The sequence below is a fragment of the Terriglobus saanensis SP1PR4 genome (genome assembly GCF_000179915.2).
Classification (GTDB): Bacteria; Acidobacteriota; Terriglobia; order Terriglobales; family Acidobacteriaceae; genus Terriglobus; species Terriglobus saanensis.
In genome coordinates this window covers 2,444,889-2,470,562 of sequence record NC_014963.1, presented here as the reverse complement: position 1 = coordinate 2,470,562, position 25,674 = coordinate 2,444,889, and the positions used below count along the sequence as shown (strand labels likewise).

Here is a 25,674-nt window from a genome sequence, read left to right as displayed (position 1 = left end):
GTGGCATGAGTGCGTCATTCGATCAGGGTGTGTTGAGTCTGTCACCCGTAGCGAAGCGAGGGATCTGATTTGCTTGCCTGCATCGAAATCCTGCCAAGCCTTTCAGTTTTCATCTCTTCCTCTAAATCACTGAAAGCGAGAGTAATAAACTTCTGGAAATCTGCCGATCTTCTGCACGCATCACTATTGCTAAACAAGAAGGGGAAACCGCACGAGGTCTTCCCCCTTCTTTGTTAGCTCAAATGGATAAAGACTTTTGAGACTCCAGGCATTAAATCCCGGTAAGCTAGATGCCAGCAAAGTAGTCATTTGAGGAGAGATTTACCGATGTGCTTCGGAACGACTTGCTCTAAGCACCGTCTTTCAATAGTGCTCTTTTTGGCCGGAACATCCTGGGCTTCAATCTCTGGGCAACAGGTAATCCAGCGAGGAGCTTTCGGTAAACCAGCTCAGGTTCTGGACGAGACGAAGCAATGGACAGCCCCTCTGCTTGTCGGGACGGAGAAGGATGTAGAAATTTATATTCCCGACCTCTCCAACCCCGATTGGTTGAAACTTAACTATCGCGATTATTTTGATCGCGGATATTATACGATCACGTTGTTTACGTTCTACCGAACGCCAGCCGCGTGTCGCCGGAATCAGATAGGGTGGGGACTTGGAGACAAGGCTCACCTTGATGCTTGCACCGATATCCGGTATCGAGTCCGTACGGCCAAGATGGTTCCTCAGGAAAAATCCATCACCCTCCTAAGCGCGGCGATGGTTCTTGAGAATGGTGAAATTGACCAGACCACGATAGAAACTCGACAGGCTTTCCGTTTTGGAATCAGTTGGACGCGAATACCCAGTCCGCCCTCGAAAAGACCAACGATCTTGTCAGCATTCAGATGAAAAAATACGACGATCGAATGCAAAACGTCCGATGATCGGCTTTAGTGATCTGTCCCAGTAAAAGCAATCTGCAAAGGAACAAGTTCCGGCTGCTTGATTTTGCTCGGACCCAGGACGGCTACCCGTGGAATCGGGCCACGCACCATCGCCACTTCATCGCAGGCATGCAGACGAGGGCAGTTCTGGCAGTCCTTGTAAATCTTGTCCGGAAGCGCCGTCCGATCCATCGTGATGCGAAAGCCATAGTGGAAGAAGAAGTCCGGGATGCGCGTGAAAAGACACACGGACTGGATTCCATGCTCCTCGGCCTCATCCAGTAGAGCTTTCAATAAGCGGCCGCCTGCGCCCTGACCCTTTGCCTCGGGCTTCACCACAATCGAACGGACCTCGGCGAGATGCGGCCCATAGAGATGCAGTGCACCACAGCCGAGAAAGATCCCGGCTTCACTCTCCGCTACATGGAAATCACGCACGTTTTCGCAGATTTCGGCGTAATTTCGGCGGAGGAGCGTACCATCGCCCGAAAGCGAATTGACGACCTCGAAGATGTTCGCCGCGTCCTGGAGACGGGCTTTGCGAATGCTAGCGGCCATGATCCTGTTCCTTAAGCATCGCACGGACACGCTCGCGTGCGGAAACCAGCGCTTCCCGCACGCGCTTCGTCGCCGTTCCGCCAATCACGTCGTGGCAGTCTACCGTTGCGCGGAGGGTAATGGAGTCATGGAAATCATCTCCAAACTCTTCGCCAAACTGCTTTAGCTCCGATACCGCCAAGTCATTCAGTTCGCGTCCGCTATCCAGGCCAAAGCGCACCGCGTGGCCAATCTTTTCATGCGCCGTACGGAAGGGAACCCCCTTATAAACGAGATAGGTCGCCGCAGCCATCGCGTTGAGATAGCCAGCCTGGGCGGCAGCCTCCATGCGATCGAAGCGGAACTTCAGCGCGCTGGTGAATGGCGCCAGTAGAGGTAGCATGCCCCCTAGCGTGGCTGCCACTTCGAAAGTGGCCTCCTGCGTCTCCTGCATGTCCTTGTTGTAGGCCAGCGGAAGTCCCTTAAGAATCATAGACAGCGTCGTGACCGCGCCCAGAAGGCGCCCGCTCTTGCCGCGGATCAGCTCGGTGAGATCGGGATTCTTCTTCTGTGGCATCGCCGACGAGCCGGTAGAAAACGCTTCAGGCAAATCGAGAAATCCGAACTCTGCCGTTGCGTGCAGCGTCAACTCTTCCGCAAAGCGAGAGATATGCAGACCAAGCGTAGAAGCAGCCTGGGCAAACTCCAGAGCGAAGTCGCGATCACTCGTCGCGTCCATGCTGTTCGCCGTTGGAGCGTAGAAGCCCAACTCCGCAGCGGCAATCGTCCGGTCAAGGGCCAGTGTTGCGCCTGCAATCGCGCCAGAGCCTAGCGGGCAAAGGTTTAGGCGCTTGCGTGCATCAGCAAAGCGTGAAGCATCGCGAAGAATCATCTCAACATAAGCCAATAGCCAGTGCGACACAAGAACCGGCTCTGCGCGCTGCAGGTGCGTATACGAGGGCATCACGGCATCGCCCGCGCTCTCTGCGAGTGAGACCAGAGCCTCAGCCCAGTTTGCCAGATCACGCAACGCAGCATCGATGGCATCGCGGGTAAAAAGCCGCAGGTCCGTCGCGATTTGTTCGTTCCGGCTCCGTCCCGTATGCAGCTTCAATGCCAGCGTACCGATATGCTTCGTCAATTCAAGCTCAACGAAGTGATGAATGTCTTCAGCCTGCGGTGTTTCGGATACGACGACATCGCCCTTCGTAGCCGACTCCCCAACAAGCGCAAGTCCGCGAAGGATCTCAGCCAGCTCTGCGTCTGTCAGAATGCCCGCAGCGGCAATCATGCGCGCATGCGCCTTACTGGCGGCAATCTCCTGTGGGAGAAGCCGCCAGTCAAACGGAAACGAACGTTGCCATTGTTCAAACGCCGTGTTCAAGGGCTCGCGAAAGCGGCCCGACCACATCTTCACTTAACAACCTCTTTCACCTGTTGCAGCATGCGTGCACGTGTCCGCGCAGGAAGGCCAAGGATCTTGATGAAGCCAGCAGCATCCTTCTGGTCATAGCTCTCGCCCATCGTGAAGCTGGAAAGATCCGTGGAGTACAGCGAAAACGGGCTCTGGCGGCTGACGACATTCACGTTGCCCTTGTAGAGCGACAGCTTCACGCTACCCGTAAGGTTCTTTGCGCTCTCCGTAAAGAACGCATCGAGTGACTCGCGCAGAGGCGTGAACCAAAGACCGAAGTACACCAGCTCGGCATACTTGGCCGAAAGTACTTCCTTGTAATGCGCGACTTCGCGGTCCAGCACTAACGCTTCAATCTCGCGTAACGCCGTAACGATGAGCGTGCCGCCGGGAGTCTCATACGCTCCGCGGCTCTTCATCCCAACGTGGCGGTTCTCCACCAGGTCAATACGTCCCACACCGTTGCGCGCGCCGATCTCGTTTAGAAGTTCGACGATCTGGACCGGAGTTAGTTTTTGCCCATCGATCGACACAGGTGCACCCTGCTCAAAGCCGATCTCCACCAGTTCGTCACGGTCAGGCGCATCCTGCGGCGATTTCGTCATTGTCCACGTCGTGGGCAGGGGAGCGTTCATGATGCTCTCCAGTTCGCCGCCCTCGTGCGAGACGTGCCAAAGATTGCGATCACGCGAATGGATCTTCGTGCGGCTCGCTTCGACCGGAATGCCACGTGCTGCGGCGTAGTCGATGCACTCTTCGCGCGAGGTCAGGTTCCACTCACGCCACGGCGCTATCACCTTGAGGTCGGGAGCGAGAGCCTGAAACGCGTGCTCGAAACGCACCTGGTCGTTCCCCTTACCAGTGCATCCGTGAGCAAGAGCTGTTGCGCCTTCGGCGAGAGCAACTTCCACCTGATGCTTCGCGATAACAGGGCGGGCAATGGACGTGCCGAGCAGATACTTATGTTCGTATACCGCGCCCGCGCGAACTGTCGGCCAAACATAGTCAGTCACAAACTCTTCGCGTAGATCCTTGACGATGGCTTTCTTAGCGCCGGTGGCATAGGCCTTTTTTACGACTGCATCGATGTCTTCGCCCTGACCTACATCTGCGATGTAGGCGATAACGTCATAGCCATAATTCTCATTGAGCCACGGAATGATGATCGAAGTATCCAGACCACCCGAATATGCAAGAACAACCTTCTCCGCCATAACTACTCCTTCAGTAATTCAATCTTGTTCGTAAAATTGGGCCAGCGTTCCTATGCCAGCGTGGTGCGCTTCTTGCCATCTGGTCCGCGCTTCCGCTGGATCCGCTTCGCTCCGCCCAGCAGCATGAGCATGAGAGCCTTTTGCGCGTGAAGACGATTCTCCGCCTGGTCGAAGATGACAGCCTGTGGTGAATCCATCACCGCATCCGTCACTTCGGCACCGCGATGCGCAGGAAGACAATGCATAAAGACCGCGTGTTCTGAGGCCTGTGCCATCAGTGCTTCGTTGACCTGATAGGGCTTGAAGATGGGTGCGCGCTTGGTTGCCTCATGCTCCTGGCCCATCGAGATGCAGACGTCTGTGTAGATCGCATCGGCCCCGGTCGCCGCCTTTATCGCATCATGCGTGAGCTGCAGACTTCCGCCAGTCTCTTCGCAGATAGCGATCGCCTTGTGGATGATCTCAAGCTTTGGTTCGTAGTTTCTGGGTGTCGCCACGGTGCAGTGTGCACCGAGCAGGGCCCCAGCCAGAATCAGCGAATGACACACGTTGTTTCCGTCACCAACGTAGGTGAACTTCAAGCCTTCGCACGATCCGAACTTCTCTTCCAGTGTGAAGAAATCCGCAATTGCCTGGCAGGGATGCTCGTAATCGGAGAGCGCATTGATGACGGGTACCTTGCTTGTTGCTGCCATCTCCAGCACTGTATCGTGGGAGTAAGTACGCAGCACGATGATGTTCATCCAGCGCTCAAGATTGTGCGCCATGTCGCCCAGCGATTCGCGTTCACCTAGAGGAGATTGTGTTTGGTCGACAAAGATCGCATTGCCGCCGCAGGTATTCACCGCGGCTTCAAAGGTCAGGCGCGTGCGTAGGGAAGCCTTCTCGAAGATCAACACCATCTGCTGGGCATCCAGGGCGTGACGGAAGTCTTCCGGATGAGCTTTTACGGCGTGTGCCAGTTCCATGATCGCAGCGAGTTCCTGCACGGACAGGTCGGCGATAGAGCACAGATCGCGCCCACGCAACTGCTTCGCTGCTTCCATGAAAGCAGCATCGGACTGGATCCCCAGGACGGCGCTCGACTTTGTTCCCATCATGCTCTTTCCCACTTCCTCGTTCATCTTCGGTTGCATTACCAGTGTCTTAGTCCCCATGCCCATGCTCCCCAGCGAGACGTCCCGTTTCTGCGTAGGCTGGCGTCAACTGTGTCATCGCTGAGTCAAGCGCCGCCATACCTTCATCCACATCCGCACGCGTCAGGATAAAAGGAGGAAGGAAGCGCAACACCGTCTCGCTGGTGCGATTGATGAGAACGCGATGCTCCAACAGCGTCTTGACGATCTGACCCGCGAGGTCTGCGGAGTTCAACTCGATGCCAAGCATTAGGCCCATGCCTCGAACATCCGTAATGCAGTCATGCTTCTTGGCGAGATCATTCAGCTTCTCCACAAAGTAAGCGCCTGTTTCTACGACATGTGTGAGAAGCTTCTCGCGCTCAATCGTGTCGATTACGGTCAAAGCCACGGCACATGCCAGCGGGCCACCGCCGAAGGTGGTTCCATGCATCCCAGGAGTCAGTGCACGAGAAGCTTCTTCCGTGCAAAGCATCGCTCCCATCGGCAGACCACCGGCAAGCGGCTTAGCCAGCGTGGTCACGTCGGGCTGGATGCCATAGTGCTGATACGCGCACCACTTTCCAGTACGTCCCATGCCGCTCTGGATCTCGTCTGCCATCAGGAGTGCGCCGGTGGAATCGCACAGCTCGCGTGCGGTGGCAAAGAACTCCTGCGACAGGCCGTGAATACCACCTTCGCCTTGCAGAGGCTCAACACAGATCGCGCAAATCTCGTTCGAGAAGGCAGCGCGAAGGGCTTCTACGTCGTTGAAGGGAACAAACTCGACGCCTGGCATAACCGGTTCGAATGGCTCGCGGTACTTCGCCTTGTGCGTCGTGGCAACCGATCCCATAGTGCGTCCATGGAAGCTGTGCTCGAGAGCAATGATCCGTGTCCCGATGGTCTTCCCTTCGCTGCGCAGAAGATCAGCGTGGGCGCGTGCCAGCTTGAGTGCCGCCTCCCAGGCTTCCGTTCCGCTGTTGCAGAAGAAGACGCGGTCCATGCCAGTGATCTCCGTAAGTTTCATCGCGAGATTGGCGGTGCCTTCGTGGAAGAAAAGGTTAGACGTATGCAGCAGCTTGGCAGATTGTTCGGCGATGGTACGCGTGATCGCAGGATGCGCGTAGCCAAGTGCGGAGACGCCGATGCCGCTCAGAAGATCGAGGTAGTCATTCCCTTCGACGTCGCGGAGGCGAACACCTTCACCGCTTTGAAACATGACGGGATGACGATCATAGGTCTGTACCATCAGCTTCTTCTCTGCCGCCTGCGTCGCTACCAGGTTCATCTGGGCTGTCCCTCCGGTCTTCAATCCAGTCTCGTTCCGTGTTGCGCTGTTGATCGTTGTCGAACTCTTCATGCCACCATCACCTCCGTGCCGTCATTTACCCGAGACGTGCACAGGTCGGGCAACACTGCTGCCGCTTCCGCTGGCAGAATTCGTACGCGCTTGACGCCGCCCAGAAGGGCATCGCGGCATGCGTTCAGCTTGGGCAACATGCCGCCGCTGATCACGGCCTGCTTTTCCAGCGCTGGAATCTCTTTCAAGGAAAGCCAGCGCATCACAGAACCATCTGCACCTTTGACGCCGGGAACGTCCGTCAGGAAGACCAGCGCATCCGCATGGGTGCAAATGGCGCAGGCCGCCGCCATCTCATCCGCATTGATGTTGTAGTACTCACCGTCAAAACCGAGCGCAATTGAGCTGATGACTGGCACCGCGCCCATCTTCCAGATCGCATCCAGCCAGCGCGGATCGGTGGCCGCGATCTCGCCCACGAAGCCGAGGTCCGGCGTGGTTTTCTTCTTCCGCGCACGAAAGACGTGGCCATCGCCGCCGCTGATACCCACGGCCGACTGACCCTGCTGTCCAAGCGCCGCAACCAGGGACTTATTCACGCGCCCCGCAAGCACCATCAACGCGACGTCGCGCGTCTCTGCATCCGTTACGCGAAGGCCGGAGATAAACTCGCTCTTCTTGCCCATCAGCGCCAGCGTCTTCGTCAGTTGCACGCCGCCGCCATGCACGATCGCCACCTGGTTGCCATCGGCAACAAGATTGGTGATAGCCTTTCCAATCGCAATCAGCAGCTCCGGCTTTTCAAGAGCTGCGCCGCCGAGCTTCACAACAAACTTCATCGCAGACCCTCCGCTTCATCGAATCCGCACATCACGTTCATGTTCTGTACCGCTTGAGACGCAGCACCTTTCAATAAGTTGTCCAGGCACGAGACGACGAGAAGATCGCGTCCGTTCGGCGCAAGATCGAAGCCGATGTCCGAGTAGCTTGTGCGCAAAATATGTTGGATCTGGGGCAGATCGCCGGGCGCATGCACGCGCACCATCGGCGAATTCCTGTAGAAATCCCGCAGGATCGCATCCACCGCTGCGGGCGTGCTCTTTTCGCGCAGGCGCAGATAGATGGACGACAGAATGCCACGCGGAATCGGCAGAAGATGCGGCGTAAAGCGGATATCTTCCGACGTGAGATGTAGCTGCTCCAGCAATTCACCGGTATGGCGATGTCCATGCACGGCGTAGGCGGAGAGATTGTCCGCGGCATACATAAAGTGCGTCTTTGTCGTGGGAGCCTTGCCCGCACCGGAGACGCCTGACTTCGCATCGACCACGATGCCGCGCGAGAGGTCGATGACGTTCGCCTGCACCAGAGGCGCAAGCGCAAGAATCACAGAGGTCGCATAGCAGCCGGGGTTCGCCACCATGCGCGCATCTTTGATCTCTGCGCGATGCAGTTCGGGTGAACCGTATACGGTCTCGGCCTGCAGCTTCGCGGCGGCGGATGGATCATGATCTTCAAGCTTGTACACAGCAGCATTCGCGGGATCGTGCAGCCGCCATGCGCCGCTGAGATCGATGACGCGCAGGCCATTTGCAATGGCAACAGGCGCCCACTCGCGGGACTGCTCGTGCGGCGTGGCGAGGAAGAGGAAATCGACTTGTTGCGCACGCAGAAGTTCCCAATCGAAGGGGACGACTTCCGGTGAAGGCTTGCCATCATTCCGTGCGAGCTGAGGGTGCAGATCCGTAAGCGAGGTCGTTTCCGTCGATCCCATGCGTCCCAGGAAGATGGGGTCGGCGTAGGGGTGCGCCAATAGGAGCCGCGCCAGCTCCGCGCCTGCGTATCCTGTGACTCCCGCAACTGCTGCCTTTACGTGCTTCAACCGATCATTCCTTCCATGCGCGCCTTGAGCGTGCCTGCTTCTTTACTGTCTTTGCAGATGACGAGAACTGTATCGTCGCCTGCAATCGTTCCGATGACCTCGGGCCAGTCCTCGTAATCCAGAGCTGCAGCGATAGGCTGCGCGCTTCCAGTGGTGGTGATCACGACGAGGAGGTTCTGTGCCTGCCGAACCTTGAGTCCGAAGTTTTCCAGTGTCTCTTTAATGCCGGGGTCTTCGTCGTCTTCTTCGACTACCGTTGAGGGCAGGGCATAGCCGTTTGGTCCTTTGTAAATGCGGAGTTCGTGGATATCGCGAGAGAGCGTAGCCTGCGTGACGATGAAGCCTAGCTTAGCCAGCTTCTTGCGCAAATCATCCTGATTGGTGACGGTGGAAGTCTCCAAAAGTGTGCGAATTGAGCCGTGCCGTTGCTGTTTCATGCAGTTTATACAGTCCGATTCTGAATCGAGCAAATTGAGTAAAAGGCATCTAATTTCGAAATCAATGCGACCGGAATCGCCGCAAAAGCATGTTTTCTGAGGTAAAAAAGCGCGGCCATGAGCGGCCACGCCCTTTTCTGCATAAAAATGCATATCTATGTATAAATATTCACAGGGAATAAGTCAAGAGCCACAAAAAACCATGCCTGTGAGGCATTCGACCCATGGCAGATGACTGGAATGCGACGTATATTGAAGTATGGAATCCTGTAACTCTAGTTTGCGAAGCGCGGCCATGAAGGCCACGCAAGCCACCGGTGTCTCCACGCCGCGCCGCTTTGCCGGCCCCTCGTTGATTGATGCCAAGTTTGACCACGACTCTTGTGGCGTTGGATTTGTTGCGACCACAACTGCTATCCCCTCCCATGTGATCTTGAAAGACGCTCTTACGGCGCTGGCTCGTCTTGCACATCGCGGCGCCGTTGCTGCCGATGGTAAGAGCTCGGATGGTGTCGGCATCACGGCTGCAATTCCGCGCGACCTTCTTCTGCGCGTAACAGGTATTGCACTCGACGCTGCCAAGCCGCTGGGTGTGGGCATGGTTTTTCTCGAAGGCGAGAAAACCTGCGATGTTCTGGATGCGTGCGTCAAGAATCAGGACTTTGAAGTTCTGGGATGGCGTGATGTTCCGGTAAGGCCCGAGGTGCTCGGCGAGATCGCGCTGGAGACGATGCCGAAGATTCGTCAGCTCCTGTTGACCGACGCCAGCGGTGAAGAGACCGAAGCGATCGAGCGTCGTTTGTATCTTGCCCGCAAAGAGTTCGAGCGTCGCCGCGAGGCAGGCGAAGTCGAAGGATACATCTGCTCGCTCTCTGTGCGGACGCTTGTGTATAAGGCGATGTGCGCTGGACGCTTGCTGCCGGAGTTCTTTCCTGATCTACAGGACGAGAGCTATCTGACTTCGTTCGCTCTCTTTCATCAGAGATACGCGACGAATACCACGCCGACATGGCACCGTGCGCAGCCGGGACGGCTGCTGGCGCACAACGGAGAGATCAATACGGTCTGGGGTAACCGCGCCCGCATGGAAGCACGCTACTCTACGCTGCCGCAGGAGTGCATGCCCATCCTGACGCAGGGTGGAACAGATTCAACGAGCCTCGATGAAACGATCGAACTCATGACCCGTAATGGACGCACAGTTGCTGAGGCGATTCGCATTCTGTTGCCCGCAGCCATGGTGGAGCGCGATTCTCCATTCCTGAAATATCACATGGACATCACGGAGCCATGGGATGGACCTGCGGCGCTTGGCTTCACGGACGGACGGTACGTCGGCGCGGCGTTGGATCGCAACGGTCTGCGTCCTTGTCGTTTCGCCGTAACAAGCGACGGTCTCGTTGTTGCTGGCTCTGAAGCAGGTCTTGTGGACCTCGATCCGAACGAGGTCGTTCACACTGGACGCCTGGGACCGGGCGAAATGCTTGTGCTCGATCTCGAAAAGAAGATGCTCTACGAGAACGAGGCCCTTCTGGATCTCTTCGATTCGGATCCAACGTACGCCGCCATGGCCGATGACCAAACCGTCTCCGCCGATTGGGTCGACCTGATCCCGACGGCTGTAGAAGAGGTACAGCAGGCCCAGCGCAACTTCGGCTATACGAAGGAAGATGTGCGCATGGTGCTACAGCCGATGGCTGTGGATGGCAAGGACGCCGTGTGGTCCATGGGTGACGATACGCCTCTGGCTTATCTCGCAAAGGCTCCGCGGCCCGTATACGCCTACTTCCGTCAGAGGTTCGCGCAAGTGACCAATCCTGCGATCGATCCTCTGCGCGAAGCCTGCGTGGTTTCACTGCATACGCGTCTTGGACCGTGGTCGCACATGCTGGACAAGAATGCTCCTTTGCTGGGCATGGCTCTGGCATCTCCGTTTATCTCTCTCGGTAAAATGCAGGCGCTGCGTCAGGGCAAGTATCCTCACGCAGAACTACGGATGAATGAGTTGAACTGCTTCTTCCTTGCAAGTTCTACTCTGGAAGACGGCATCGAAGACCTCTGCGCGAATGCGGTCAAGATGGTAGAGGGTGGCACGGAGATTCTTCTTCTGACCGACAAGCGCGCGACGAATGAAAAGCTGCCGATCCCGATGGCAATCGCGCTGAGCGTCGTGCAGCAGGCGCTTGTTGCGGCAGGACTGCGGACCAAGACAGGCATTGTGGTTGAGGCGGGCGACGTTCGCGACGTACATCACGCGGCCGTGCTGATCGGCTATGGCGCAGGAGCAGTCTGCCCGTGGCTTGCGCTTGAGACGGCGCGTCTCACTGCGGGCGAAGGCGACAACCCACAGATCCCAGAGAAGAAGATGCTGCGCGCCTTCGATGCCGGTCTGGCCAAGATCATGTCGAAGATGGGCGTGAGCGTGGTAGACAGCTATCGCGGTGCGTATCAGTTCGACATTCTCGGACTCAGCAAGAAAGTCGTTGACCGTTGTTTCCCGCAGACGCCTGCGCCGCTCGGCGGCATCGGATATGCGGAGTTGGAACAGCAGCTTCGGCAGCAATGGGGAGCAGCACTCACGCCAGCAGTTGCCGATGCGAAGCGCGACGACCTGCCCGACTACGGTTGGGTGAAGTTCCGCCGGGCGGATGTGAGCGAGCCGCACATGTGGCAGCCGCAGAACGTGAAGGCTCTGCAGAGCGTCGTTGGAAGCGCACGCAATATGCCGCCTCCGACCGATGCGCGCGCGGCGTTCCAGATGTATTCGAAAAACACGGAAGAGCACGATCCCAATGTGTTGCGCGAACTCCTTGAGATTCGCCCCGCCGGGCCAGAGCTTTCGCTCGACCAAGTGGAGAAGCCCGAAACAATGTACAAGCGTTTTGTCGCGAGCGCGATGAGCCTTGGGTCTTTAAGTCCTGAAGCGCATTCGACGATCACGATGGCGATGAACACGCTGGGTGGCAAGTCGAACACGGGCGAAGGCGGTGAGGATTCGGATGTGTATCGTCTGCATCCATCGAACCGTCGCGTTCCGGAGCCAGGTGAGGCCGGTTCGTTCGTCCAGGTAGCACGCAAGGATGCAAGCGGCGGCGTAGCCGTCATGGAGCCTCTGGTTCAGGCCCCGGCCGTGCATACGCATCTCAACAACAAGATCAAGCAGGTAGCCTCAGGTCGCTTTGGTGTCACAGCGGAGTATCTTGCCCACGCCGAAGAAATCGAGATCAAGGTGGCACAGGGCGCGAAGCCGGGTGAGGGTGGACAGTTGCCAGGACACAAGGTGAGCGGCCTAATCGCGCGGTTACGTCATGCGCAACCGGGTGTGCCGCTGATCTCTCCTCCACCGCATCACGACATCTACTCGATCGAAGATCTGGCACAACTGATCCACGATCTGAAGACCGTGAATCCTCGTGCTGCTGTCGGCGTGAAGTTGGTTTCCAGCTGCGGCGTAGGCACTGTAGCTGCGGGTGTCGCCAAGGCATATGCCGACTACATCGTGATCGCCGGAAACGTTGGCGGGACGGGCGCGGCGGCGCTCTCCAGCATCAAGTACGCGGGTAATCCGTGGGAGCTTGGTCTGGCCGAAGCGCAGCAGGTGCTGATCGAAAACGGCATGCGTGGTCGCGTTCGTCTGCGGACGGACGGCGGCCTCTCCACGGCCCGCGATGTACTAATCGCTGCGCTTCTGGGAGCGGATGAGTATGCCTTCGGAACAGCTGTTCTCGTTGTTCTGGGTTGCGACATGGCGCGCCAGTGCCATTTGAATACGTGTCCTACAGGCATTGCGACGCAGAAGCCGGAGTTGCGCGCGAAGTTCCGCGGTAAGCCGGAGCATGTCGTGCGCTACTTCGAGCAGCTTGGGCAGGATGTACAGATGTTGCTGGCCCGCTACGGCCTGCCTTCTCTGGAGGCGGCTGTGGGACGTGTTGATCTGCTGGAGCAGGTGCGGCATGACGGCGGCATCGATCTGACGGCCATGCTGGCGAAGCCGACAAGCGGCGACGTTCGCTGGATGGGCGTCCGGAATGACCGGCCCCAGACGCGGCCTTCTCTGGAAGAGCAGTTTGTGGCTCCGGCGATGGAAGCTGTCCGCGCGGGTGTCGCTTTCAAGGGCGAGACCGAGATCGCGAACCGTGATCGCGCCTTCGGTGCACGGATCGCTGGCGAGATTGCGCTCTGGCGCGCCGCGGCAGAAACGCCAGTGGCGAAGCCGGATGTGCAGTTGACTGTCCACGGAACGGCGGGGCAGAGCTTCGGCGCATTCGCAGTGGACGGCATGCGGATCGTGCTGGACGGGCAGGCGAACGATTTTGTAGGCAAAGGCCTGAGCGGCGGTGAACTCGTGCTCCGTGCGCGTGGTCTGGCAGCGAAGGACAGTGGCAAGCACACGATCCTTGGCAACGTGGCTCTCTATGGAGCCACCGAGGGCCGCATGTTTGCCGCAGGACGCGCGGGCGAGCGGTTTGCTGTGCGTAACTCTGGTGCATGGACCGTCGTTGAAGGCATCGGCGACCACGGATGCGAATACATGACAGGCGGCGTAGTGGTTGTAATTGGCACCGTCGGCATGAACTTTGGCGCAGGCATGACAGGCGGCATTGCATGGGTGTTGGATGCGGATGGGTCCTTCCTGAAGCGGAAGCAGTACCACGAGGAGTTCCTGCAGCCTCAGCCTTACTCTGAGGTGGATCCGACGTCGCAGGCACGTCTGCGGAAGCTGCTGGAACGTCATGCAGAGGTATCGCAGAGCAGTAAGGCGGCGGCTTTGCTGGCGGATTGGGAGAACGTAGTGAAAGGCTTCGTCCGGTTTACACCTAAGCCGCAGGTTTAATGTAGCGCCGAAATCCGGGTATCCCGTACATCGCGCTTTTGCGATGTACGGGAGCGATGCCGGTTCTTTGTCTTCCCGTAGCGTAGTGAAGGGATCTGGCTGGTCTCAAGATCCAAGTGCAACATTTCTGGATAGGAGTGTTGTATATGGGGAATTGTTATGGTCAGCTGGATGATTTTGAACGTGTTGTGATTCAGAGTCAGCTGCAGATGGGTTGGAGACCAGCGGCGATCGCCGCCGGTCTGCAGCGTTCGCGATCGACGGTGACGCGGGAGCTGCGCCGCAACGGCTGGAAGCGGTCTTGCGAGAGCAGTGCGCAGAGCCGTCGCTGGGGCAACGGCGGCTACGTGGCGCGGCGTGCCGGCCAGCGGGCGCGGCAGGCTCATCGCAAGCCCCGCGTGGAGCGGAAGCTGGTGCCGGGCACTCCGTTATGGACCGAAGTTCGCCGGTATCTTCACCAGCGCTTGAGTCCGTTCCAGATCGCGTCCACACTGTCACGTATGCCCGAGCCTGTGCGCATCTCGCACGAGACCATCTACACCGCGCTGTACGCCATGCCGCGCGGCGAGCTGCGCACGGAGCTGCTGCGCCTTCTGCGACGCAAGCGTCCCCAGCGCGGCACACGCGATCCCAACCGCCACCAGCGGCCCTTCGTGGACGGCATGACCCTGATCGACGAGCGGCCCACCGAGGTGGACGAGCGTCTCGTTCCCGGCCACTGGGAGGGCGACCTCATCAAGGGCAGGATGAACCGCTCCCGCGTCGGCACCCTGGTCGAGCGCACCACGCTCTTCCTCGCCCTGGTCAAGCTCGAGGACGGTCGCGCCGAGACCACCGCCAACGCCTTCGCCACCATCCTCAACCGCTTCCAGAGCCCCATGCGCCTCACCCTCACCTACGACCAGGGAAGGGAGATGGCCCAGCACCGCACCCTCACAGAGAAGTCTGGCGTCAAGGTCTACTTCGCCCATCCCCACAGCCCATGGGAAAGAGGCATCAACGAAAACACCAACGGCCTGGTCCGCGAATACCTCCCCAAGGGACAGGACCTCAGCGTCTACTCCCAGCAGCAACTCGACGAAATCGCCATGCAGCTCAACGCAAGAATCAGAAAATCCCTCGGAAACAAAGCCCCAGCTGAACTCTTCCTACCACAAGGTGACTTCGACTTCGTACACTTCTGGCAAAACCCAGATAAAGTAAAAAACGTTGCACTTGGAACATGAATCCACCCCGCTTTTTTCGCGTTCCTGACGAATCTGGTTTGTGTGCTCCGCGCGACCCTACCCTTTCGCGAGAAAGCCGCGAAAGGGTAGGGCACAGGTTTTATTCCCTAAATTCAAAATAAAGTGTGATTGGGCATGGGTGGGGTTACCCATGTAGGATTCTGTTGCGCGGGTGTGCGCCGATGAGGATTCTGGACCGATGAAGTTGACTACGTTGAATGATGTTTTGTTGGTCGCTGGTAGCAAGGGCGAAGCGACGGTTGCCATGAGACAGGATGCAGGTGGTGCATGGCATTCCATCACCTCTTCTGAGTTGATGGGCCATGTGCGTGGTCTGGCTGCGTGGCTTCGCGCGCAAGGTGTAGCCAAGGGCGATCGTGTGGCCCTTATTGCGGAGAACCGTTGGGAGTGGGCTGTGACAGATTTTGCCACCATGGCCGTGGGCGCTGTAGGTGTGCCGTTGTTTCCTACCTTGACCGCAGACCAGACTGCGGCGCAGTTGAGGGACTCCGGAGCCAAAATCTGCGTCGTTTCGACCGCGGAGTTGGCAAAGAAGGTCCTGGGATCGCGAGAAGCCACAGGGGTGAAAACCGTAGTGGTGATGGAGGTGAAGGAGCCACTCGCGGGCGTGGTGATGTTTGCCGACGCGGCCTCGACTGCTCCCAATGCGGACTTCGATACGTTGCTGAAGAGTGTGGGGCCGGACGATCTCGCAACAATTATTTACACGTCCGGCACGACCGGGGATGCGAAGGGCGTCATGCTAACGCATGGCAATATTGCCTCGAACCTCACGATGACGACCGGCCTCTTCAACTTTTCCGCGAATGACAGTTGCGTTTCGTTTCTGCCGCTAAGCCACGTGACCGCGCGGCATATCGACTATCTCTTTTACGCGCTGGATGTGACGGTGGCTTACTGCGGCAAGGTGGAGCGACTCCTGCCAGCTTTCCAAGCGGTGAAGCCCACGATCTTTGTGGCGGTGCCGCGACTCTACGAACGGATCCGCCACTCGGTGGAACAGAAGAGCGCCGCAAGTCCTGTAAAGAAGAAGATCCTCGGCTGGGCAATTGGCGTGGGACGCAAAAGCCAAAAGACGCTGTTGGCGGGGAAGACGCCCGGCTCTCTGAGCTGGAAGCTGGCGAACAAGTTGGTTTACAGCAAGGTGAAGGCCGCGTTCGGGGGACGTGTCGGGACGTTCGTCTCTGGCGGAGCACCGTTGGGCATCGATCTGGCAAACTGGTTCGCGGATGCAGGCATTCCGATTCTCGAAGGGTACGGGCTTACGGAGACGTCTCCGGTGATCTCGGTGAATCTGCCCGGTCGGCACAAGATCGGAACGACAGGACCAACGATGAAGAATATTGAGTGCAGGATCGCGGAGGACGGTGAACTCGAGGTGCGCGGTCCGAGCATCTTCAAGGGGTACTGGCAGAAGCCTGAAGCCACTGCGGATGCAATTGATCCCGAGGGCTGGTTCCACACCGGAGACGTCGGAAACATCGATGCCGAGGGTTTTCTGACGATTACGGACCGAAAGCGAGAACTGATCAAGACGACCAACGGCAAGTTCATCGCACCGCAGCCGATCGAGAACAGACTGAAGGTAAGCAGCCTGATCGGGTATGCAGCCCTCCAGGGTGATGGACGAAAGTTTATCTCCGTTTTGATGACGCCGAACTTTGCAACTCTGGAAGCACAAGGCATCAAGGGGGAGCGCGAGGCCCTGGTGAAGGATGCCACCGTGCTGGCCCTGTATCAGGCTGAGATTGAACGCGTGAATGCGACCCTGGCACCATTCGAGAAGATCAAGAAGTTCCGCCTATTACCGGTGGAATGGGGCATCGATACCGGCGAAGTGACTCCAAGCATGAAGCTCAAGCGGCGGATTGTGGCCCAGAAGCATGCGTCGGATATTGCGTCTATGTACGGCGGGGAGGACTAAGCCGTTATTGACGGCGGAGTTAAGGCCTAAGATTGTGCTTGAATCGCTGTGGAAAAGAGGGTACAAACGGTAGGCTGGCTGAGGAGCGTTTTCTCCGACGCCGACGATTCCCGAAAAGTTTTGGAGTTTTATGGCTACGGCACAGCATGTGGCAGTTCGTGAAGTAATGGATATACGGCAGGCTGCGGATTATCTCGGTATCAGCGGGGATACGCTCTACCGTTACGCGTCGGAAGGTTTTGTACCCGCGTTCAAGCTGGGAAATCGCTGGCGCTTCAAGAAGAACCTGCTGGATAGCTGGATGGACCGTCAGAGCGGCGTAGTAACGCCTCCTGCGGCGGTAGAACCAAAGCAGAAGAAGCCGGTGCGTTCGGCGCTTTAGAGTTTGCTTGAGATCGAACGGCCCGGAGAGATCCGGGCCGTTTCTATTTAAGCCTTGAGGGTGAATAAGGTAATCTCCGGCGGGGCATTGAAGCGGAGGGGAAGGTGGATCGTCCCCAGGCCCCGATTCACATAAAGGAGTGTCGAACCGAGCTGGAAGGGCCCCTGGATGTACTTCTGCCCGTGCCGTGGAAGGACATAACGCGTGATGACGGGAATATTGATCTGGCCCCCATGGGTATGGCCGGTTAGGAATAGATCGCAACGCCTTTGGGTGGCGGCGCAGAATTGGATGAGTTTATCGGCGAAGTCCGGCTCGTGACCAAGGAGGACGACGGGGTTCTTTTCGGTAGGGGGAATGGCGGTGTTCAGGTTCGGATGTTGGAACAAGGAGTCTGAAATGCCGGAGAGCCAGATGCGGTCTCCGCGAAGATCCAGCGGAATGAATTTATCTCTTAGAACGATGAGACCCTGGTCTTCCAGGGCTGAGGTGACACCCTCCGGGTCCGCTGTGTCATGGTTCCCCAAACTGGCGTAGCGAAGAGGAGCCTTCAGCTTTGAGAGGACAGCGGCGCAGTCGGTAGCGTTCTTGAGGTTGTTGGTGTTGTCGTCGTGGTCGGCGGTGATGAAGTCGCCTGTAAGTGCGACGAGATTGGGATTGAGCGAGTTGACGACTGCTACGGCGTGCTCAACGAGGCTCGTTTCGTCGATCGGCCCGAAATGAAAGTCGGAGAGCTGGGCGATGGTGAAGTTATGGAAGGCCGGTGGGAGGTCGGGAATGAAGACGTCGTGGCGGACGAGGGTCAAATGAAGACGCCCTGGACCCCAGGCGTAGAGGCCCGGCGAGGCTGCGGCGGCCAGAGTGACTCCGGCTCCGGCTAGAAATTGACGGCGAGTAAGGGCCATAGGGTGATTCTAGTGGTTGCGGTAGCAGGACGTTTAGAATCGTCTGATGACCAGAGCGAAGCGGGTGGTTGCGGCGATGCGTGCCAAGGGGTTGGAAGCAATGGTAATTACGCATCCGGCGGATGTCCGATGGGTGAGTGGGTTTACCGGATCGAACGCGGCTGTTGCGCTCATGGGAGGGCGTAGGCGGCTCTTTACAGACGGGCGATATACGGCGCAAGCCAAGGAGGAAGTCCAGGGGCTGTCTGTGACGATCGCGAAGAAACCTGTAGCGCAGGAGGCCTGTGCGTGGCTGGAGAAGGCGGGAGCAAAGCTCTGCGGTTTCGATGCCGCTGTGACTTCTGTGGCGGCGCTGGAGGCGATGAAGCAGGCGGTCTCCGGGAAGGTGCGTAGGGGATTCTTTCGCGCTGTGTCCGGGATGGTGGTTCGATTGCGCGAGGTCAAGGATACCGACGAGGCCGAGACGATGCGACAGGCGGCCCTGCTGGGGTGTCGCGTTTATGACGAAATGCTTGGAGTCATTGAAGCGGGAATGACCGAGATAGAGGTGGCAGCGGAGTTGGAATATCGCGCACGCAGGGCAGGAGCAGAGGCCATGAGCTTCGAGACGATCGTGGCGAGTGGGGTACGCGGAGGGCTCCCACACGGAAAAGCCAGTGGGAAGAGGTTGGCCCGGGGGGAGATGGTGACCCTGGACTTCGGTGTTATTCTCGGTGGGTATTGCTCGGATATGACACGGACGGTTTATCTCAGTCGCAGCGCGAGGTTTAGCCATGTGGAAGCAGAGCAGAAGAAGACGTTTGATGCTGTGCTGGAGGCGCAGATTAGGGCTGTTTCCGCGGTACGGTCAGGCGTAAGTTGTGCGGAAGTAGACGAGGCAGCGCGCGAAGTTTTGCGGACTGCTGGCCTGGAAAAGGAATTCAGCCATTCGACAGGGCATGGTGTGGGTCTGGAGATCCACGAAGGTCCGCGAGTGGGAGCCAAACAGGCGCAGAAGCTTGAGTCTGGAATGGTGATTACGATTGAGCCGGGCGTTTATCTGGCTGGAAAGTATGGCGTTCGTATCGAAGATACCGTGCTGGTGACGGAGGCGGGTTGTGAAGTATTGACGCCTTCGGTGAAGAGTTGGATGGAGTTGTAATTTGGTTTAAGGTTCTAGTCCGCGAACGGGCAGAATGATATGAATTTAGTCGAAGAACTGGAGTAGGTTTTCTATGGAAGAGAAAGATTTGAAAGAACTTCGGGAATTGGTGGCATTTCTGAAGGAAAACGAGATTGCCGAGTTCGATCTGCATCGCGATGACGTGCAGGTGCGGATCAAGTTTGCCAGCGCGCTGCAGCCCCAGATCATTCACTCGGCACCGCAACAGTTCGCGGCTACTACAGGGGCCTTGCCGGTGGCTTCGGCCCCCGGTGCTGCCGCTCCGGTTGAAGAGCCTGCGGAAGTGCTGCATGAAGTGAAGTCGCCGATTGTGGGTACGTTTTATGAGTCCTCCGCTCCGGGCGTGGCCGCTTTTGTGAAGGTCGGCGATCAGGTCGAAGTAGGCCAGGTGCTTTGCATCGTGGAAGCAATGAAGCTGATGAATGAGATCGAGAGCGATGTCGCTGGCGAGATCGTGAAGCAAGTCGCTCAGAATGGGCAGCCGGTCGAGTATGGGCAGCCTCTATATGCGGTACGGGCCCGGTAGAATTCTGGTCGCGCTTTGTGCAAAGGATGCGCTGCGCATGACCCCATCTTTCGCGATAAAGCCTGCGAAAGAATGGGGCACCGGGTTGTTTTCGTTGATGTTGGATTGATTTGGTAAGTGAGGGTTATGTTTCGGAAGGTTTTGATCGCGAACCGGGGTGAGATTGCATTGCGGGTGATCTCTGCCTGCAAGGAGTTGGGGATTCGGACGGTGGCGGTTTATTCCGAAGCCGACCGGAACAGTTTGCATGTGAAGTTTGCGGACGAGGCGATCTGCATTGGACCGCCGCGCAGCTCGGACAGCTATCTGAATGTGCCTGCCGTGATCTCCGCTGCGGAGATTGCGGATGTGGACGCGATCCATCCGGGCTATGGCCTGCTGAGTGAGAACGCCAACTTTGCCGAGGTCTGCCGGGCCAGCAATATCAAGTTCATCGGACCTCCGCCGGAGGTGACCCGGATGATGGGTGAGAAGTCCACGGCGCGGCAAACGATGAAGAAGGCCAAGGTACCGATTCTTCCTGGCTCCGACGGCGTAATTGCTGGCGCAGATGAAGCGCTTGAGTGGGCGAAGAGTGTTGGCTATCCGGTGATTCTGAAAGCCGTAGCAGGTGGTGGCGGACGCGGCATGCGCATCTGCCGCAACAAGGACGAACTACCGGGCCTCTACAACCAGGCCTCTCAGGAGGCATTGAACGCCTTCGGGAACGGCGATCTCTACATGGAGAAGTTCATCGAGCGTCCCCGGCACATCGAGTTCCAGGTGCTGGCGGATGAACACGGCAACGTAATGAGCCTTGGGGAACGGGAATGCTCGATCCAGCGGCGGCACCAGAAGCTGATCGAAGAGGCCCCATCGCTCCAGGTTAGCCCCGAGCTGCGTAAAAAACTCGGCGGCGTGATTGAGAAGTCGCTAAAGGAGATCGGGTACTGGAATGCCGGGACGATCGAGTTCCTGATGGACGAGGACGGATCGATCTACTTCATCGAGATGAATACGCGTATCCAGGTGGAGCATCCGGTCACAGAAGCGATCACAGGTGTGGATCTGGTGAAGGCACAGTTACGGATCGCAAGCGGCGAAAAGCTGAACAGCATCATCACGGAGCCGATTGTGATTCGCGGACACGCGATCGAGTGCCGCATCAACGCGGAGCATCCGGAGAAGTTCACGCCAAGCGCGGGCAAGATTACGGCGTTCAACGTTCCCGGCGGAAACGGGATTCGTGTGGACACGGCGCAGTACTCGGAGGGAGTTGTGCCTCCTTACTACGATTCGATGATTGCCAAGGTGATTGCATACGGCAAGGATCGCGAAGAGGCGATGAATCGGATGCAGAGGGCCCTGAGCCAGTTTGTGGTGCAGGGAATTCATACGACGATTCCGTTGCACCAGAAGATCTTTGCGGATGCAGATTTTCGCAAGGGGGACTTCGATACGAAGTTCATGGAGCGGTTCTTCGAGCGGGAAGAGGCTCGGAAGGCTACTGAGCGGGGATAAAGTCAGTTTTCAATAGTGAATTTGCTGGCCGGAAGCGTATTGGCTCGCTATCGCTTCCGGTCAGCTACTTGTTGTTCTGCTTCGTCGAGCGGTCTTAGCCTCTGCACTATCATGCACAGCCTGCAGGATTGCGCTCCACCGTTCTTCCAGATGTATCCCATCAGAAAAGACCTGCGGAATCTGTCCCAGCACTCGGTGGATCATATTGACGCGAACGAATCCAGACTCCTCAACCAGCCGGAACTGCACCTGCGAGATTGTCGTCGAGGACATAAACATAGGTCCATAGAACTCAAGAAACGTGGGTGGTTTGATGGACTGCACATGCGCCCAGAAATATCCGGCGTTGTTTCCCAAGTCTCTGAACCAGCGGCCACCGGGCCAGGGTTCAATCTTGAGTTGTAGCGAGACTCCGTTTGGCCCTTTGTATCTCGATCCCATTTCTTCCAGCATCTCCTCGAAGACGACTTCGATTGGAGCTGCGATCTGTTCCTCTTTTACGATTTGAAGGGTACGAACTTTCTCATCAAATTCTGTAGAAATCAAATCATTTTCCTTCTGATTTTTCCTGCATGATGAAGCTGTGGATAATGAGTTCCCGTGTAGACTTCCTTCCGGATCTGATTTGTGAGCTGCGCGCGTGCCCCACCCTTTTGCGATAAGGCCGGGAAAGGATGGGACATATGGTTTTTACTTCTAGGCAGACTGGCGCTTGATGAGCATCGGTTGTAGTTTGACGTATGTTAGTGAGCGCCATAACCACTCAATGGGACCGAACCGAAAGGTCCGCAGCCAGATCGGGCTGATGATCAGATTCACAGACCAGACGCCAAATACAACACAGACAAGCTGGAAGTACTCCAGTTTGCCGTAGAGCTTCCACGGGCCCCAGAGAAAGAGGAATTGGCAGATAACCGTCGTCAGAATATAGTTACTCAGCGCCGTCTGTCCTACGGCTGCGAGCGCATGTTGCAGAGTGCGCAGAATATTACTCTTCACCACCATCATGACGGCCGCAGCAAGCGCAATCGCCCCAGCCTCTCGTGGAAAGTAATATGGCAGGAAAACCCATTTCTCAAGATCAAGGAAGAAAAACCCACCGGCATAAGCCTTTAAGATACCGATGAGGTAAATGGGGGCCGAGACCGCGAATCCGATAAGAGCAGTCCATGCATAGGTGGCGTAAGACTTTTCTCCTGTCAGGAAACCCGTTTTGAAGAGACCCATGCCGATCATCATCGCGCCCAGACTTTCTATTATAAATGTGATATATTCAAGCGCCGCGCGAGATCCGATGTAGTCATGACGGCGTTCGTTCACATTCGTCCAATAGCCAGCCTGCGCGCTTGCCATTGCCTTTTGGATACTGGCGTCGGTGACCTTGTGCTTTTCCACGAGTGCGTTCCATTCAGTCTCAACCGCTTTTTGTTCCAATGTAATGATCTTTCCGGTCCTCCGGTCGGCGGCGACGACGGCTGCATGCTTACTGAGGCGCAGGTCGTGTTCCGATCCTGTGTACTCGAAGAGGGCATACGTTCCCAGTACGAGGGAGATGAAAGTACCGACGGTCAGCAGAGTTTTTGCACTGAGCTTTCGAATCGGATAGAGGACCAGGAGCGCCGTCAACCCGTAAAGAAACAAGATATCTCCGTGCCAGAGGAAGCATCCGTGAAGGAAGCCAAGGGCTACGAGCCACATGTTGCGCCGTAGATAGATGTCGGCGATTTGGGCTCCAGCGCCTCTCTTTTCTGCGCGGCTCGTCATCAGGACAACACCCGCACCAAAGAGCATGGAAAAAAGCGCACGCATCTTTCCTTCAAAGAACACCCACTTCAGGATCAGGATCGCCAGATTGAGATGTGCATGCGGCCCTGTAAACGCAGGTTTCGGCATGCCTATCGGAATATCGTGCGCGGCTTCGGGCGCACCGAAATCGTTGATGTTTAGCATCAGGATTCCCAACAGGGCAAATCCACGGAGCACGTCAATGCTCGATATCCGTTCCTTGGACGTCGTAGGTTGTTCGAGTGTGATGGACTCGGCGTCTGCCTCATGGACATGGACGGAAAGATTGAGAGGGACAGCTTCAGCGGCCTTCATCATCTGCAGGTGTTCCTTGCTGGAAAGAAATTGGCTTCTCACCCGGACCTAGCCGATGAGACACATCACGATGCGAAGAGAAAGAGTAATCCTTCGTTTAAACCAGAGGTCTGCGGCTAGGGGAGCTGCGGGTTAAACACGCCGTCCTGGTCTTTATTCCCTCTACAGCATTTTTTTTGTTTTTCAAACTGAAGGATCGGGAACGCTATCGTGTTTTGCTGTTCGCGTTCCGAGGAATCACGAAAAGAAGCTGTCAGCCGTCGCGATCATTTCAGCCATAACTTTACCTGCCTCACTGTACTGGCAAAGGGCGGCACTCTGGCCTGCCCAAATGGTCATCCAGTCTGCTTTTGCCTGCGCGGAGGCGGGGCCCGTCAAGGTCTGGATGAGCGCATGCTGCAGAGGAAAGGGCAGGGGCGGAGTGCTGCTTTCGCCGAGTCGGTCCATCAGAGAATTCTGAATGCCCCGGGAAAGCCGCCCGGTAAACGCGTCGGTGAGCTGAGTATGGCGGCCAGCTTCTGATTGCAAGGCCGCACGGTATGTTTTATTGGCGCCAGAGCCCGCGCAGATCAGAAAGGCAGTTCCCACCTGGACTGCTTCTGCTCCCAGAACCATGGCTGCGACGAGCCCCCGTCCATCTGAGATCCCTCCAGCTGCGATGACTGGAATCTGTACTGCGTCGACGACCTGAGGAATAAGCGACAAGCCACCCATAAGCGACTCCGCAGCCGGACGAAGAAATGAGGCTCGATGACCGCCTCCTTCAAAACCGGAGGCGACGATGAGATCGAGGCCTGCCTGCTCAAGGGCAATTGCTTCCTCTGATGTTGTGGCCGTACCGATGGTTTTGATCTCTTGTTTGCGGCATTCTTCCAGGATCTCCAAAGGTGGAATGCCATAGATAAAGCTGAGTATCGGAGTGCGCGCATCGATAACGGCGCGAACCTGTGTTTCAAATTTCTGAACTTTGGCCTCTACCGTCAAAGGCGGTTCGATGCCAAGTTCCGCATAATATTGCGCGAAGGCACGGATTCTTTGCTCGATGGTTTCGGCGTTGATTTGGGTCGTCGCCAGGTCTGAGTTGGAAACCCACAAATTGATCGCAAACGGGGCGTCGGTCAGAGTGTGAAGTTCACCCACGGCCTCCTGAATGGCCGAGCCGCCCAGCATCACCGCTCCGAGTGAACCAAGTCCGCCGAGGTTGGAGACCGTAGCGGTGAGTGGCTGCGAAGGAAATCCACCGAAGGGTGCTTGAAGGATGGGAAATTTGATCCCTAGAAGCTGCGCCGCCCTTGTGTCTCTCCACGAATTTTTCACATTACCATTTGCCCGCATGCGCACCTCCATCCAGATGCACGACTTCGCCGTTCAGAAAAGGAGCGGACTCAAGATAAAGCAACAGGTCGGCGACTTCCGCAACATCCGCGAGACGCTTCAAGGGACTGAGCTGCTTCAAAAAATCATGCGTTTCTGCTGGATGCATGGGAGTATCCACGACACCCGGTGCAATGGTATTGAAGCGGATGCCTTCGTTCGCAAATTCAATTGCCAACGATCGTGTGACGGACTCCAATCCACCCTTGGTAAGATTTGCGAGAGCTGCGGGAAGAATTCCAACTGGTTGGCCAGCAAACGATGTGGAGATGTTGATGACATGCCCGGACTTTTGGAGGCGCATCTGCTTCACAGCGAGCTGCGATAGGTAAAAGAAGCCTGACAAATTCGTACGGATGGCATTCTCGACGTCTTCAGACGTGTATTCCGTAAAGGGTCTCGGGATAAAAACGCCAGCGTTGTTTACCAGCAGATCAATTCTTCCGAAATGCCTGAGGGCAGTGTCCACGACCTGCTGTGCCGTCTTCTGAAGGCCGATGTCGCCATCCACCAGCTTTAGCTCGTCCTTGCTGTGTAGCGTCGTCGCGGAGGAAATTTTCCGAGAGTTCGCCACTACGCGATAGCCTTTTGCGATCAGCCTCTTGGTGACTTCAAGTCCAATTCCGCTCGACGCACCGGTCACAACGGCTACCTTTGATTGTTCGGAAAAAGCGGCAACCCGGGCGGGCCCATCGGAGAAGGGATGTACTGTGGTCATGTTTGTTCCTGGCGCCTGATTCTGAAAATAGTGGAAGATGCATGCTCGTTGAGCTTGATTGTTCGCTCGTGTTTCGGAGACGTGTCGGTTAAACACGCCTTGGCATGGATTATTCCGGAAAATTTATCCGAAAGATTGAGTGATGTCCCTTTAGTTGCAGATGCCATGGTG

Annotated in this window: 20 protein-coding genes; 7 read left to right on the top strand and 13 right to left on the bottom strand. The window is 57.0% G+C overall.

The genetic code is table 11. The features are described from left to right. Positions 1 to 935: 935 nt before the first annotated feature. From ACIPR4_RS10255 to ACIPR4_RS10220, 8 genes are read right to left on the bottom strand one after another with little or no spacing between them, the layout of a single operon-like run. Positions 936 to 1,487 (bottom strand): GNAT family N-acetyltransferase, encoded by a 552-nt coding sequence (locus ACIPR4_RS10255; RefSeq protein ID WP_013568595.1) that lies wholly within the window; start codon positions 1,485 to 1,487, stop codon positions 936 to 938. Next, a complete protein-coding gene (gene argH / locus ACIPR4_RS10250; RefSeq protein ID WP_013568594.1) occupies positions 1,477 to 2,877 on the bottom strand; it encodes an argininosuccinate lyase in 1,401 nt (466 codons plus the stop codon). The genes ACIPR4_RS10255 and argH overlap by 11 nt, the downstream gene beginning before the upstream one ends. A gap of 2 nt (positions 2,878 to 2,879) precedes the next feature. Further along, complete coding sequence (locus tag ACIPR4_RS10245) at positions 2,880 to 4,094, bottom strand: argininosuccinate synthase (protein WP_013568593.1); 1,215 nt, start codon at positions 4,092 to 4,094, stop codon at positions 2,880 to 2,882. 50 nt (positions 4,095 to 4,144) lie between these two features. After that, positions 4,145 to 5,251 (bottom strand): ornithine carbamoyltransferase, encoded by a 1,107-nt coding sequence (argF, locus tag ACIPR4_RS10240; RefSeq protein WP_013568592.1) that lies wholly within the window; start codon positions 5,249 to 5,251, stop codon positions 4,145 to 4,147. Then, entirely contained in the window at positions 5,241 to 6,572 is a 1,332-nt protein-coding gene (locus ACIPR4_RS10235; protein WP_013568591.1) for an acetylornithine transaminase, read from the bottom strand. Before ACIPR4_RS10235 ends, argF begins: the two co-directional genes overlap by 11 nt. Next, on the bottom strand, positions 6,569 to 7,351 hold the full coding sequence (gene argB, locus ACIPR4_RS10230) for an acetylglutamate kinase (protein ID WP_013568590.1): 783 nt from the start codon (positions 7,349 to 7,351) through the stop codon (positions 6,569 to 6,571). Before argB ends, ACIPR4_RS10235 begins: the two co-directional genes overlap by 4 nt. Then, positions 7,348 to 8,394 (bottom strand): N-acetyl-gamma-glutamyl-phosphate reductase, encoded by a 1,047-nt coding sequence (gene argC / locus ACIPR4_RS10225; RefSeq protein WP_013568589.1) that lies wholly within the window; start codon positions 8,392 to 8,394, stop codon positions 7,348 to 7,350. Before argC ends, argB begins: the two co-directional genes overlap by 4 nt. Continuing rightward, positions 8,391 to 8,831 carry an arginine repressor gene (locus ACIPR4_RS10220; RefSeq protein WP_013568588.1) on the bottom strand — a complete coding sequence of 147 codons (441 nt, stop codon included), beginning with the start codon at positions 8,829 to 8,831 and terminating at the stop codon, positions 8,391 to 8,393. The genes argC and ACIPR4_RS10220 overlap by 4 nt, the downstream gene beginning before the upstream one ends. A 295-nt stretch (positions 8,832 to 9,126) precedes the next feature. On the opposite strand from ACIPR4_RS10220, the gene ACIPR4_RS10215 reads away from it, so the two are divergent. The 4 genes from ACIPR4_RS10215 to ACIPR4_RS10200 all read left to right on the top strand — a co-directional run bounded on the left by ACIPR4_RS10215 (position 9,127) and on the right by ACIPR4_RS10200 (position 17,218). Continuing rightward, positions 9,127 to 13,665 carry a glutamate synthase large subunit gene (locus tag ACIPR4_RS10215; RefSeq protein WP_013568587.1) on the top strand — a complete coding sequence of 1,513 codons (4,539 nt, stop codon included), beginning with the start codon at positions 9,127 to 9,129 and terminating at the stop codon, positions 13,663 to 13,665. 146 nt (positions 13,666 to 13,811) lie between these two features. After that, entirely contained in the window at positions 13,812 to 14,891 is a 1,080-nt protein-coding gene (locus ACIPR4_RS10210; protein WP_013568586.1) for an IS30 family transposase, read from the top strand. 199 nt (positions 14,892 to 15,090) lie between these two features. Then, positions 15,091 to 16,836 (top strand): AMP-dependent synthetase/ligase, encoded by a 1,746-nt coding sequence (locus tag ACIPR4_RS10205; RefSeq protein ID WP_013568585.1) that lies wholly within the window; start codon positions 15,091 to 15,093, stop codon positions 16,834 to 16,836. Between the two features lie 130 nt (positions 16,837 to 16,966). Further along, positions 16,967 to 17,218 (top strand): helix-turn-helix domain-containing protein, encoded by a 252-nt coding sequence (locus tag ACIPR4_RS10200; RefSeq protein WP_013568584.1) that lies wholly within the window; start codon positions 16,967 to 16,969, stop codon positions 17,216 to 17,218. A 47-nt stretch (positions 17,219 to 17,265) separates the two neighbouring features. Here ACIPR4_RS10200 and ACIPR4_RS10195 read toward each other — a convergent pair whose 3' ends face one another. Further along, complete coding sequence (locus ACIPR4_RS10195; RefSeq protein ID WP_013568583.1) at positions 17,266 to 18,123, bottom strand: metallophosphoesterase; 858 nt, start codon at positions 18,121 to 18,123, stop codon at positions 17,266 to 17,268. A gap of 46 nt (positions 18,124 to 18,169) precedes the next feature. On the opposite strand from ACIPR4_RS10195, the gene ACIPR4_RS10190 reads away from it, so the two are divergent. From ACIPR4_RS10190 to accC, 3 genes are all read left to right on the top strand, one after another. Next, positions 18,170 to 19,264, top strand: coding sequence for a M24 family metallopeptidase (locus tag ACIPR4_RS10190; RefSeq protein ID WP_041586035.1), 1,095 nt, complete (start codon positions 18,170 to 18,172; stop codon positions 19,262 to 19,264). Between the two features lie 73 nt (positions 19,265 to 19,337). Beyond that, positions 19,338 to 19,811, top strand: a complete 474-nt coding sequence (gene accB / locus ACIPR4_RS10185) for an acetyl-CoA carboxylase biotin carboxyl carrier protein (protein ID WP_013568581.1) — start codon at positions 19,338 to 19,340, stop codon at positions 19,809 to 19,811. A 126-nt stretch (positions 19,812 to 19,937) separates the two neighbouring features. Continuing rightward, complete coding sequence (accC, locus tag ACIPR4_RS10180) at positions 19,938 to 21,311, top strand: acetyl-CoA carboxylase biotin carboxylase subunit (RefSeq protein WP_013568580.1); 1,374 nt, start codon at positions 19,938 to 19,940, stop codon at positions 21,309 to 21,311. 60 nt (positions 21,312 to 21,371) lie between these two features. Here accC and ACIPR4_RS10175 read toward each other — a convergent pair whose 3' ends face one another. The 4 genes from ACIPR4_RS10175 to ACIPR4_RS10160 form a co-directional block, all read right to left on the bottom strand. Continuing rightward, positions 21,372 to 21,857, bottom strand: coding sequence for an SRPBCC family protein (locus ACIPR4_RS10175; protein ID WP_013568579.1), 486 nt, complete (start codon positions 21,855 to 21,857; stop codon positions 21,372 to 21,374). Between the two features lie 150 nt (positions 21,858 to 22,007). Then, complete coding sequence (locus tag ACIPR4_RS10170) at positions 22,008 to 23,414, bottom strand: DUF418 domain-containing protein (protein ID WP_013568578.1); 1,407 nt, start codon at positions 23,412 to 23,414, stop codon at positions 22,008 to 22,010. Positions 23,415 to 23,648: 234 nt separating this feature from the next. Continuing rightward, positions 23,649 to 24,746, bottom strand: coding sequence for an NAD(P)H-dependent flavin oxidoreductase (locus tag ACIPR4_RS10165; RefSeq protein WP_013568577.1), 1,098 nt, complete (start codon positions 24,744 to 24,746; stop codon positions 23,649 to 23,651). After that, complete coding sequence (locus tag ACIPR4_RS10160; protein WP_013568576.1) at positions 24,730 to 25,503, bottom strand: SDR family NAD(P)-dependent oxidoreductase; 774 nt, start codon at positions 25,501 to 25,503, stop codon at positions 24,730 to 24,732. The genes ACIPR4_RS10165 and ACIPR4_RS10160 overlap by 17 nt, the downstream gene beginning before the upstream one ends. Between the last annotated feature and the right edge of the window lie 171 nt (positions 25,504 to 25,674).